At 66.2% G+C, this 10,294-nt stretch carries 4 protein-coding genes and 1 pseudogene; 1 reads left to right on the plus strand and 4 read right to left on the minus strand.

Features of this window, described 5'->3' with window-relative positions:
* Positions 1 to 407: 407 nt before the first annotated feature.
* Complete coding sequence (locus AWX74_RS15345) at positions 408 to 4,220, minus strand: AAA family ATPase (RefSeq protein ID WP_091277168.1); 3,813 nt, start codon at positions 4,218 to 4,220, stop codon at positions 408 to 410.
* Between the two features lie 249 nt (positions 4,221 to 4,469).
* Here AWX74_RS15345 and AWX74_RS15350 point away from each other — a divergent pair, with 249 nt between their 5' ends.
* Entirely contained in the window at positions 4,470 to 5,594 is a 1,125-nt protein-coding gene (locus AWX74_RS15350) for a toll/interleukin-1 receptor domain-containing protein (RefSeq protein ID WP_242666254.1), read from the plus strand.
* Positions 5,595 to 5,684: 90 nt separating this feature from the next.
* On the opposite strand, the pseudogene AWX74_RS15355 reads toward AWX74_RS15350, so the two are convergent.
* The 3 genes and pseudogenes from AWX74_RS15355 to AWX74_RS15365 form a co-directional block, all read right to left on the minus strand.
* A pseudogene (locus AWX74_RS15355) lies at positions 5,685 to 6,493 on the minus strand (IS5 family transposase).
* 74 nt (positions 6,494 to 6,567) lie between these two features.
* Positions 6,568 to 7,308: a hypothetical protein gene (locus tag AWX74_RS15360; protein ID WP_226930787.1), complete on the minus strand. Its 741-nt coding sequence runs from the start codon at positions 7,306 to 7,308 to the stop codon at positions 6,568 to 6,570.
* Positions 7,190 to 9,166, minus strand: coding sequence for a recombinase family protein (locus AWX74_RS15365; RefSeq protein ID WP_226930786.1), 1,977 nt, complete (start codon positions 9,164 to 9,166; stop codon positions 7,190 to 7,192). Before AWX74_RS15365 ends, AWX74_RS15360 begins: the two co-directional genes overlap by 119 nt.
* Between the last annotated feature and the right edge of the window lie 1,128 nt (positions 9,167 to 10,294).

The following is a 10,294-nucleotide window of genomic DNA, read 5'->3' on the forward strand; positions in this document are numbered from 1 at the left end:
ACCACTATGGTGTTAGCCTACGGACGCGACCGTGAGACTTGGTGATCTCTCGTCGATGTCGTCGATGGCTTTTCAAAGCTGGGATTGACGGTTGGTTTCAGCTCGAAGCTATGCAACGAGGGCGCGGGATGCTCGGCATTGATCTTGAAGTGCTTGCGGAGGGCTTCCGCGGAGATCGGGCGACGGTGGCAGATAAGTTTCTGCCAGTTCGGGACATGGCCGGAACGGGGTGGTCATCACGCCTCGCCCAGAGCCGAGCAGCTGCTCTTCGCGTCGACTGCTGCGAGGTGATGCAGCGGCTGGGTGGGCGTCCTTGATCGGCCTCCTCCGCGGTTATCGCCGAGCATCTTGATCAACCATCTGATCGACGAAACCGCCTACTTGCACCCTTCGCTCGCCGCCGCCGGTTATTCGTCGTCGCCGGTTTTTGTCTCAGCCGCGATTGCCGCCTCCAGCCATTTGAGGCCGCTCATGTAGAAGGCCTTGGTTTCAACGGGCAATGCCTCGTCACGGGCGCGCTCGGCAGTCTGTTCGCGGTGGTAGACAAGTTCTTGTGGAGCTTCACCCGGCCGCGACAGCGACCAAAATGTTGGATGCAGCATGTCGCGCAGGCGGGCGTCGATCTCGTCGGTGAGTTCGGTCGGGGGCGCAGCGCCGATGCGTGCGAGGACCGCGGAGACAAAGTTCGGCCGGGCGATGACTAGCCCGTCGCATTGCCGTAGCCCTCGAAGCAGCCGAGCAAGTTGCTTCAGTTCTGCGGTCTCGACGACGTCGACGAGGGCCAGTTCGGCTCCGTCGGTAGGACGAGAGCCGAGAACAGTGAGGACAAGGCCGGGGAGCAACGTCCATGGTCGGAGGTCGGTGAGGGTAAGCCGGCGGAGCCAGGCCGCGATCTCTGTTGGGTGTTGATCGAGTGCTTCGGGCAGTCCTACGACGTCGGGCGCGCGACTGTCCTCTATCCCCAGTGCGGTTAGGGCGGTGAGGACCTGGGCGGGCAGGCGGCGTGCGATGCTGGCGACGAGGCATTGGATGTTGGTGTCGTCCCAGCCGATGAGCTGGGTGAGGTTGAGGATGGCGAGGGCCGCTTCGTTGTCCAGCGTGCCGCCCCAGGCCTCAAGGTCGTAGTTGCCCGCGGCTTGCAATGCCTGGGTGATACCCCAGGGCGCGTCACGGGCTACGTCTGCGAGTAGCTGTGCGGTTCCCGCCGGGTCCCTGCGTAGTTGGGGTGCGGTGCCTGCGGCAAGCTGGTCGCGCAGGTCGGGGTCACCGGCACGCAGTGCCTCGATTTGGATCATTTCGAAACGGGTGTCGAGTTCCGACCAGCCGAGGGTGAACCCGCGGGCGGCCGCGCGGCGCACTCCGCTGCGGCCATGAAGCAGCGTCGGGATGGCGAGGCTGAAGGTGTCGGAGTCGTGTCTCGCCCACGCGTCGAACACCACGTAGAGATAGTCATCAAGTGGCCCATCGGCCAGGCCTATCGCCGCGTTGGCGAGATCACGGAGCCGATCGGGCCACGCCTGACAGAGGTGCTGCAGAAGTGGCCGCGCGCCCGGAGCGGCGCGTTCGGCTGGTTGGACCTGGTCGATCTTGCGGAGGCGCTCATTGAGCGTTTCGATAATGCCCGCTGCGTCATGCTCGGCCCACAGCGCCGTCGCCACCGTTGCCCACATGGTCGCGAGAGCCTGCCATCTCTGCTCGGCACGGATGCCGAGGTCTTCGTCGGCGCGGGGCGTTCCACCGGTCGGTACGGGAATCCCGCGGCGAGAGGGCAGCAGGACGTCGGGAGCGCCGAGGAGCGCGGCGGTGAGATCGTCCTCCGGATGCTCGTCGAGTTCGGTGACGAGGGTGAGCGCGGCTGTGCGCACCGCTTGCGATCTCGCGCGGGTGGCGTGCCAGGAGACCTGGTCACGCAGCCGTCGGCGGACCAGTGGTTCGGTCGCTGCCTCCGCGATCTCAGACATGGCGCCGAGGGTCGCGAGGTCCTCGGACTCCCAGGCGAGGATGTTGTCGAGGGTGACGGTCATGCCGACGTACTGGGCCGGCTCGTGGAGCGCGGCGCCGAGTAGATCGACGGCTTCGCACGTGCGGCGCAGCGAGGGGCCAGTGCCTTCGCGGATCAAGAGGGTGCGGATCCGACGTCGTAGATCGGCGGTCTTGTCGGGGCTGATCAGGTATGGGAGGAGCTTGATGCCATCGCGGTGCCAGACCGTCGACATCGCGCTCTTCGCGACCAGGGACTCGAGGGCGAACAGCGGCGTTCGCACGGCGTCGAGGGGGTCGGGTTTCGCCGACCAGGCCTCTACCTTCTCTATCGCCGTCCTGGCCGCAGTGACGGATCCGGGGCGGTCCATGGTCGTGAGTCGCTCGGTGACCAGGCGGACAGGGTGATCGGGGGTCTGGTGCACGGGCCGGCCGTCGACCAACGCAAGGGCGCATAGATGGTCGAGGGCGCCGGCGAGGAGAGCTGGCTTCGCTGCGACACAGCGTGCTAGCAGCGGTACCGCCTGGTCTAGCGCCTTTTCTACCTGACGAGCAGCGAGATCGTGCATGCCTAGCGGGCGCTGGACTGGTGTGAGCATCGCCAGGAGCTGGTCGAGCAGGCTGAACAGGCGGGTGGGCTGGACTTCCGCGAGGATGGTGGCCCTGGTGAGGAACGCGTGGATCTCCACGAGGTCGGTCAGGTCGATCTGGGCCACGACATCCAGCCATACCGGCTCGAAGATGTCAGGCCCGTCGGTCTCACTGAGACGCCACGACACCTCGGCCAGGTTCGCCACCAGCGACCAACGCGAGCTGGTCTCACTGAGCGCCCGCCAGACTCGTAGGGCGAACCCGGAGTCGTGCCCGCCTACCGCTGCCGCTCTGGCAAGGACCTCGTCGGCGACGATTTCAGGTCGCACCCATGCCTGACCATGGGCCTCGACCAGCACATGCGCTTCGCGGAAGGCGTGCCTGATAGTGACCAGATCTTCGGGCGGAGCCTTCGCGAGGGTGGCGATCTTGTCGTACAGGTCGTGGTCGTTGACCCGGAACGGGGCAATCGCGCAGACGTACTTGAGGAACCTGGTCGCTGTCGGCTGATCTATACCTTCGGGGACCCTGCCGGCGATCTCGTCGCTGAACGCTAGGAGGACCTCGTCGCGGAAGCCTTGGTCGAGGGCCAGCGGGACGGGAGCTAGTTTGTCGCGGCGCGCGAGCTCTACCGCGACGACAGCAACCAGCGGGCAGTCGCATCCCACCCGCGCGAGATGTTCGACGAACACGTCCGGAAGCGGCGGGCCGTCGGCGACGAGTTCGTCGACCAGCATCTGCGCGGCTCGAAGATCCAAGGTTGTCAGCTCGATCACGTCGCGGTCGCCGTCAAGTCCCGCCCGGTGCACCGCCTGATTGACCGCTGCGTGGTGGAGGCCACGGGTGGTCAGAATGAGGACTGTTCCCGGGGTCTTCTTCGCCTGTGCGAGCAGAGACAGCAGATGCGCCTCTGAGCGCTTGTGGACATCCTCGACGAGGATCGACGCCGCACCGTCGGGAAGCTCCGCCAGTGCTATCCCGTCGAGCGTGGCCTCCTCCTGGAGAACGAGTGCCGGGACCTCCGGCCACCGGTCCGCCGCCCGGCGAAGCGCCTCCAGCGCAAGGCGCGACTTACCCCGCCCCCCAGGACCGGTCACCAGCACCACGCGCACACGCTCGCCGACTGGATCCAGATCGTCGAGTAGACGGCGTAGCTGCGACTCCCGCCCGACCAGCGTGGCCCGATGGTGGTGGATCGCGTCGGGAGCTAGCCACGACGCGAGGTGCTCCGCGACGGGCAAAAATGCGGGTGGCCGACGGGGCACCTCATGTCCGGCGTAGAAGTTAATCGTCCCGTTGTTGACCCCGGTGGCCTGACCGGAGGGCGCAGACACGTTCCCGATCGCGACGCCGATCTGCTCGCCGGCCGTCGAGGACTGAGACTCATCGCCAGCTGCCGCGGACTGCGGGAAGGCCGCGGCAGCAGTCTCGAGACGGGACGGCCAGTCCGGACCAACGGCGCCCGCCGCAAGCAGCCGAATGGTCTCGATCCACCACGCCAGCGCCGGCAGCGCGGCGGTCCAACCCGGCTGCCGCTCTCGCGGTAGGCCAACCTGGGCGATCACTTGCTGTGCCGACAACGGATCCGGGAAACGCGCGGCGAACACCGCCGCGATCTCTTCCGGGGGCAGGCTCTCCACCGCGCTCACCCCTCGAAGATCACCGTCTGGCCCCCACTCTCGACGTCCAGCATCCCAGCAACCGCCCCGAAGGCGACGCTATCCATCTGAGATGGGCTCACGATCTACACGGGCGCTGCCTTACAGTAGCCCTCTCAGGCACCGGGTTGGATCATCGGGCGGGGGGCGCGGTCGCGCCTTCACCGAACCCGTGGTCGGTGGCTTCGCTGGTGCGGTATGCGACAGTGCCACACTGTTCCGGTGAGTGATGGAGCCTCGGTGGACGGTTCTGCTGGCGGTCGGGCTGGCGGCAGTGATCGTGACTTTTTCGTGTCCTACACCCAGGCCGACCGCACGTGGGCGGAGTGGGTTGCCTGGACGTTGGAAGGGGCTGGCTACACGGTCCTGATCCAGGCCTGGGACTTCGTACCGGGCTCAAACTGGGTGACGGAAATGAACGAGGGCGTGTCGCGAGCGGCGCGGACGGTCGCGGTCCTCTCGAACGCGTACGCCGGCTCGGTGTATGGCCGGGCTGAGTGGCAGGCAGCGTGGGCGGTCGATCCCGATGGTGCAGCCCGCAAGCTGCTGGTAGTCCGGGTAGAGGAGTGCGCCCGGCCGGGGCTGCTAGGTCAGCTGGTCTCCATCGACCTGTTCGGCAAGCCTGAGGGCCAGGTAAGCGCGGAGCTGGTGGACGCGGCTCGACGGGCGATATCCGGCGGACGCGCCAAGCCACACACCGCGCCGACGTTCCCTGGGGGCATGCCGGTGCCGCCGGCCTTCCCAGGTCAGCGCACGGCGGCCAGACCGGATGATGATCCGCCCGCGGCAGCCGGTTCGATTCGGATCGGGAACGTGGCCGCTCCCGGCGGGCAAGCCGTAGGGATCAACTACGGCCAGTTGACGCAGCACCAAGCCGCACCGGCCGAGACCGCGGCGGGTGCGGTCCTGAAGCGTCGCCTGCCGAGGGTTGCGCCAGCCGAATTCAGCGTCTATGAAGAGTTGTGCAATGTGTTCGACTACCTCGCCGACCAGTTTCGCGAGGATTTTCCTGCACTTCGGGAATCTGGTTTCATTGGCAGCATCGACGCGTCATCGGACCGAGTTCTGGTACGAGTGGAACGTCGAGGTCGGATATCGTATGCGATCGACATTGCACGAGGAAGTCAAGGGTTCGGCGACAATCGGATCACCTTTGCCTTCGGTTACCGCGAGGGCCTTGGTGGTGGCTTCAATGCTTGGGCCACGCCCTTCTTCGATACTCAGACGCAGCAAGCCAAGCTGAAATACACTGACTTTTCGTTGGCCGGTTCGGGTGGCAGCATGGAGCGTGAACTGACCCGCGAGGAACTGTTCGACTCTCTGTGGGAGCGAATGGTAGAGACGCTTGAACACCAACCCCATTAGCAGTCCTACTGCCCCATGGTGAATCGTTCAAGCTGCCATGCTGAATGCCTGTCTGCGACAAGTCGCCGCGCTAGCGGCTAAGAGCTTGTCTCACGTGGCCAGTTTCTTCCAGCAGGTCAGCGCCGCTGCCAGGGTGAGGAATCCGAGGAAGTTATGGCCGTTGCGTTCGTAGAGGATGGTGAGGCGGCGGTAGCCGCCTAGTCAGGCCATCGTCCTCTCGACCTTCCACCGGTGGCGGCCGAGCCTCTCGCTGGACTCGAAGCCCTTGCGGGCGATCCGGGGCACGATCCCCGCGGTCGCGCAGGAATCGGCGCGGGTCATCGCTGTCGTAGGCCTTATCGGCGCGCAGCTTGCCCGGCTTGCGGCGCCGTGGGCCGCGCCGGGAACGGACCGCGGGGATCCCCGTGACCAGCGGGATCAGAGCGCGGCCGTCGTGGAAGTTGGCGCCGGAGACCCCGACGATCAGCGGGAGGCCGGCGGCGGCGGTGAGGACGTGGAGTTTCGAGCCGGCTTTGCCTCGGTCGACCGGGCTCGGACCGGTCAGCGAGCCCCTTTTTGGCCCGCACGCTCGCGGAGTCCACGATCGCCGAGGTCCAGTCCACGTTCCCGGCGGCTCCGTGCCCGTCCAGCACCGCCCGGTGCCGTCGGGGCCATAACCCGGCCCGGGTCCAGGCCTGGAACCGGCGGTGCGCCGTCGGCGCGGACACCCCGAACGACGGCGGTAGATGCCGCCACGCACAACCCGACGTCAGGACGTACACGACCGCGGTGAACACCGCCCGCTCGTCCGCCGGAGCCGTGCCCCCGCCCTGCGGACGCGGCGCGAACGGAGGCAACAGAGGCTCCACGAGCTCCCAGAGCTCGTCCGGTACCAGCCGCGAGGCAAGGCGGTCACTCACACCTCAGGTCATGGAAGAAGATCTACCACGGCCACGCGAGACACGCTCTAAGCAATCTGATGCCGAAGTCGCCGCTATGCGGTAGTTGGCAGAGACTCGAACTCGGTGGCAACCTGAGCGGCTTCTGCCACAGGATCGAGCCGATGGCCGGGTTCGGTCCGTAGCTGCGCGACGAGACCACGGGCTGTGCCGGCACCGACCTGGAGGCGTTTGCGGAGACTCTCGGCAGAGATCGGACGACGATGGGCCTGCCAGTGGAGTGCGTCCTCAACGCGGGCACGGCCAAGAAGATCCTGATCGGAAGCACGTCTCTGCTGGTCGCGGTGGTCGGCCCGGACCGCCTCCCGTGGGCGCCGCATCGGGTGGCCTGCCACCAGCGGATCCGGCTGGCCTGCTGCGGTCGCGGTTCGACTCCCGAGCGCCGATGTGGAGCCCGCCTCCTCGCTGCTCGCGGTCGCCTGCAGGGCTTGCAGGAGTTCCGGTCCGATGTGGGACCAGCCAATGAGTAGACAGCAGCCGACAGCGTCGAACGCGGCACGGCCGTAGTGGCTTTCAATGATCGGCTCTGCGGTATTCAGCGCGAGCGTAACGAGACTGCAGAAGATGAGCAGGCGCTGAGCTGGTCGTATCTGCTCTCGGTTCGCACCGCCAAGGGCGAGCTGACGGGTCGCAACGAGTAGCGCCACAACCGAGAGATCAACGGCGGGCGCGACCAGTGGAGCTATGTAGGCGGGAACGCCCAGCCGGATCCCCAGCGCCCACACATTGCCGAGTCCGAACAGGAAGCTCAGTGCGACGACGCTGGCAATCAGCATGGTGACCGCCCGAAGCGCGAACGACCGGGTCTCGTGGTCGACGGGTGGAGTGAACGATACGTCGTTCATCGGCCGGCCCCCGTCTGGCCTGCGAGAACGAGGTCACCGGAGAGGGTGACCGGTGGTGGGGTAATGGTTCGAGTCCCCCCTCGGACACAACCTTTACGCCTACATGCCTTGAGGCAGGCGTTGCTGCGACCAGCAGCCTCTGCTCAGAGGGCATGTAGGTCAGGCGGACTCCCAGCGCAGCGTAGACCTTCGCCTTGTCCTCCGGATCGGCGTCGCGAAGCACCCGACGGAGATCATCCAATCGCTCGACAAGATCCGCGATCTCCTGGCGGGACAGACGCGGCCGTGCCTGTCGGGAGCAGGTGGAGAGGACGGCCTGGGCGGCGGCGCGCTGCGCTGTCGTCTCCGCGATCCAACCCGCGACGGTCGTCTCGTCGGCACCTGCGTCAAGGGCGGCCCTGTAACGGGCGAGCTTGCGGTCGCACTCAGCCACCTGCCTCTGTGCGGCGGCCCGGCGAGGGTCGTCCGCTTCCGGGTCGCTCTGGGCCTGGGTCATGGCGTCGATCGTGTCGGAGACGCGGTGGGGTGCGAAGCGGGTGAACAGCCAGTCGTCGAGGGGCCGGACGATCGCCGCTTCGCGCAGGTAGACGTTGCTCGGATGGTGCACGTGGTTCGCCAGGGCGTACTCCTGGGGGTAGCGGCAGCGGTAGTGCGCCTTCCCGTTGATCCAGTTACCCTGCATCTTCCGGGTGCACAGACCGCAGTGCAGCATCCCGCGGAACAGGTAGCGACGGGTGTCGCGCCGCTGGCCGCGTTCGCTGGGCGGGACGACCCTGCGGGCAGCACGCAGCGTCTGTGCCTGGGTGAAGGTGTCGATGTCGATGATCGCGGGATGGGCCCGCTCGGTAGACCACACCCAGGTCTCGGTCGCGTTCCACCGAAACTTGGTCTCATAGCCGAGGGCCACGTCCTCGACGTCGAGCAGAACGTCTTCCTTCCGCTGCTTCCCCCAGATCTCGTGGCCGGTGTACCGGGGGTTGGAGAGGATCGTACGGATCGCACCCTTCGACCAGGCCAGACCTTCACGGTGGCGGTTACGGGCCCGATCGTTGGCGGACGGGCACGGGATCCCGTCGGCTGTCAGCCCTTCCGCGATCGCGAAGACTCCCGCACCACCGAGGAACATCTCGAAGATCCGGACCACCACGGGGGCCGTCGCAGGATCGGGTTCGAGGCGGTGCAACCGTCGCCCATCGGCAGCCTTGGCCGGGTTCGGATGGGGCCCGGCGTCGGCGAGCCGGTACCCGTAGGGCGGCCGGCCCCCGAGATAGCGGCCCTCGACCTTGGTCTGCGCCTGCATCGCCGACCGCACCCGGATCTTGATCCGGTTCCGCTCCCCCTTGGACATGCCACCGAACACCGACATGATCATGTCGTGGGCTTCCGACGTCGGGTCGATCGGCCCGCCGACCTCGGGCACCCACAGCGCGACGCCGTAATGCTCGAACACGGGCATCGTCAGGCTGTACTGGTTGCCGTAGAACGCACGGTGTGGTTCACCGACCACCACAGCATCAAAGCCGCGCTCCCGGTCGGCCAGCGCAGCAAGAAGCAGACTCGCCTGCGGACGCCGTTTCCACGGCAGCGAGCGTGACTGGCCGACATCGAAGTACTCGGCCACGATCTCCCCATGGCCGTCGATCAGCGCCGTAGCACGGGCGATCTGCCAGTGCCGGGATGCCTCAGGGTCCTGCTGGTCCTCGGTCGAGACTCGCCCAGTGAAGGCAAACCGTATCCGAGCCGACTCCGGCCTTCCGACGGCGGCCGGCAGAGTGGGAGAGGACGTCATCCAAATCACCACTTTCCATCCTGAACAGGATTGATGTTCCGCGGATGGCCGGCATCATCTAGCCAGCACAACCCGGGAATACTCAAGAACCGTCGCTCCGCCTCCGGCGGGCGCGACCATCACCTCTGGTCTCTGCGGATTCCTCAGTTGGTCCACGCTCACCGACAGCAAGAAGTATACGCAACAAAGCCCGTGCCGCTTCAGGGGAAAGCGGCGGCGAATCATCAAGAATAATGACACAAATAGCGTCGTCACGATGCACACCAGCCCGGTTACACGCCGTGCCCACCGCGTCCCGTTCAGCCGACTCCTCGCCATGCACCCGAGCGGCAGCTGCCTCGCCTAGGCTTTCCAGCTCAGCAGACTCTGTCGGAGCGGCTTGCTCCTCCTCCCTCACGGTCACCGACTCCAACACACACGGACCGCAGACGGACCGCGGTAGGCGCGATCACACCATTTCCTTGACCTCGCGATCCGCCGACCGTCTGACTGCAAGATGTCCAGCGCTCCCGGGCGTCGGATGGAACCTTTTCGCAAACAAACACTCGTCATACCAATGGACGCTCAGCCTACCGATCCCCGAGATATTCCCCGAGACCTACACCACAGGAGCGCGAAAACCGTCGATGCTCACTCGCCAACCTCAGAACCTCCTGAAGGCCGCCAGGGGAACCCGTAGCCGTCCCAAAATTTTTACCACCGCACGTTCGCCACCGCACGAACGGGGCCCAGGAATCCAAGCCACACGGAGGTCGCCGTCACCCCAATACCCAATGACCTCCAGCCCCCCACAACCAAACTCAAACCTATAATCTGCCGGAACATAGACTCTCGCCGCGCTACTGCGCCCGCGGATCACCTCCACGGGCGTCGGGAGAACGACGTTGACAGCCTGCTGCGGTCCGATTGTGCACGGATCACCCCCACGGGCGTGGGGAGGACAGAATCCATCGCGCACCCGAGTATTCGCGTTGCGGATCACCCCACGGGCGTGGGGAGGACAGAATCCATCGCGCACCCGAGTATTCGCGTTGCGGATCACCCCACGGGCGTGGGGAGGACCGCACGCCCGTCGTACCATCCATGTGAGTCCTCGGATCACCCCCACGGGCGTGGGGAGGACGCGCA

The organism is Parafrankia irregularis, assembly GCF_001536285.1.
GTDB lineage: Bacteria > Actinomycetota > Actinomycetes > Frankiales > Frankiaceae > Parafrankia > Parafrankia irregularis.